The 2,102-nt window shown below is 66.3% G+C and carries 2 protein-coding genes; one reads left to right on the top strand and one right to left on the bottom strand.

Going from position 1 to position 2,102, the window contains the following annotated elements:
- Window positions 1-37: 37 nt before the first annotated feature.
- A complete protein-coding gene (locus P1X14_RS21985; protein WP_277317559.1) occupies window positions 38-487 on the bottom strand; it encodes a PilZ domain-containing protein in 450 nt (149 codons plus the stop codon).
- Window positions 488-800: 313 nt separating this feature from the next.
- Between P1X14_RS21985 and P1X14_RS21980 the strand changes: the two genes are divergently transcribed.
- Window positions 801-2,102: DEAD/DEAH box helicase (locus P1X14_RS21980; RefSeq protein WP_277317558.1), on the top strand; the 1,302-nt coding region annotated here is incomplete at its 3' end.

Here is a 2,102-nt window from a genome sequence, read left to right as displayed (position 1 = left end):
AGGCGATGGCCGCTGCGCTGACGGTCGAACCCGCCCCCTAGCGCCGCCGCCTGCGGATCAGGCGGAACAGCCGCCCGCGCCCTGATGGCGGTGCAGGCGGCACCGGAGGTTCGGGGTCGGCACGATCAAGATCGCGCCGCGCCAGTTCGGCTTCCAGCTCGGCGATCCGGTGCTTCTGCCCGCGAAACGCCTGCGCCATCAGCACTTCGGGAAGCGGCTCGAGGAACTCGCAGCCATAGCAATTCTCGCCGCACCAGACGATCCGCCCGCCCCGTGCACCCGCGCCGGAAAGGCCCACCGACACCACCGTGCCGATCGGCAGGTCCACCTCGCCGACAAATGCGAAGCCGGTGCGCGAGAAATCGGTGACGATCACATCGAACGGCTCCCCGTCCAGCCCGCGCAGGGTGCTGCCGCTGTCCACCTCGTAACGGATGGCGCCGCGCCGATCGGTGGACCCCAACACTTCGAGCCGCGCAACGAGCATTTTCGTCCCCTTGGTTACGGGGGCGGCTTAATCTGGATCAGTTAATGGATTCTCGCCGCAGGCCCGGCGATCGATGCCGATTTGGCGTGATCTGCAGAGCGGCAGGCCCAGAACCTTGACTTAGGACAGCATTACGGCCATATGCGCCACCATCGAGGCATCATGCAGCGTGATCGGACGACACCCACAGGGCGCGTCCAGGCTCTGCCTCGGTCCCATTTCCGGCTTCCCATATCACGCGGGGCGTCATTTTTTGACCCCGCCTTCGCGCCACGATTCCGTAGCGCGCCGGCCGACTTACGTAAGGTTTCCAATGCAATTTTCCGACCTCGGTCTTTCGCAGACCGTGCTCGCGGCGCTTGCCGCCAAGGGCTATTCCACCGCCACCCCGATCCAGGCGCAGGCCATCCCCTCGCTGATCGAGGGCCGCGACCTGCTGGGCATCGCCCAGACCGGCACCGGCAAGACCGCCGCCTTCATGCTCCCCTCGATCGACCGGCTGGTCGCCAGCAAGCAGCGCCCGCAGCCGCGCGGCTGCCGCATGCTGGTCCTCGCGCCGACGCGTGAACTCGCGGCACAGATCGCCGAGAGCGCGCGCAACTATTCCAAGGGCACCGGCCTGAGCGTCGCGACCGTGTTCGGCGGTACCTCGGTCCACAAGAACAAGGTCGATCTGGCTCGCGGCGTCGATGTCCTCGTCGCCACCCCCGGCCGCCTCGTCGACCTGATGGACCAGCATTACCTGATCCTGCTCGGCATCGAGATCTTCGTGCTCGACGAAGCCGATCAGATGATGGACCTGGGCTTCATCCACGCGCTGAAGCGCATCGTCCGCGATCTGCCGTCGAAGCGCCAGTCGCTGTTCTTCTCGGCCACCATGCCCAAGACGATCCGCGATCTCGCCGGCCAGTTCCTCAAGAGCGATCCGGTCGAAGTGAAGGTGACCCCCGTCGCCACCACTGCCGAGCGCGTCACCCAGTCGGTTACCTTCGTTCAGCAGATGGAGAAGCAGGCGCTGCTCACCATCGCGCTGCGCGATCCCGCGATCGATCGCGCGCTGATCTTCACCCGCACCAAGCATGGCGCGGACCGCGTGGTGAAGCTGCTCGCGGGCAATGGCGTCGCGTCGAACGCGATCCACGGCAACAAGTCGCAGCCGCAGCGTGAGCGCGCGCTGGGCGAGTTCAAGTCGGGCAAGGTCAAGATTCTGATCGCCACCGATATCGCCGCGCGCGGCATCGACGTCTCGGGCGTCAGCCATGTGTTCAACTTCGAACTGCCCAACGTGCCGGAACAATATGTCCACCGCATCGGCCGCACCGCGCGCGCCGGCGCCGACGGCATCGCGGTCAGCTTCTGCGCGCCGGACGAGAAGGCCTATCTGAAGGATATCGAAAAGCTGACCCGTCAGAAGATCGACGTGGTTTCGCTGCCCGAGGATTTCATCAACGAGTCGAACAAGATCAAGTCGACCCGCTCGCCGATGGTGATGAGCCGCGACGAGGCGAATGGCCGCAACGGCCGCGCGATGCAGGGTCAGCGTCAGGGTGCCGGCCGCGGCCAGCCGCCGCGCAAGCGCCCCGCCCAGTTCGAAGCGCGTCCGGCCAACGAGCGC

It is taken from the genome of Sphingomonas sp. AOB5, assembly GCF_029433115.1.
In the GTDB taxonomy this organism is placed as follows: Bacteria; Pseudomonadota; Alphaproteobacteria; order Sphingomonadales; family Sphingomonadaceae; genus Sphingomonas.
The sequence above is the reverse complement of the archived record's forward strand: the minus strand, read 5'-3'. Positions and strand labels throughout refer to the sequence as shown.

What these genes read in the sequence shown, in the direction of transcription:
- P1X14_RS21985 (WP_277317559.1), bottom strand. Translation starts at nt 487, where the DNA reads ATGCTCGTTGCGCGGCTCGAAGTGTTGGGGTCCACCGATCGGCGCGGC.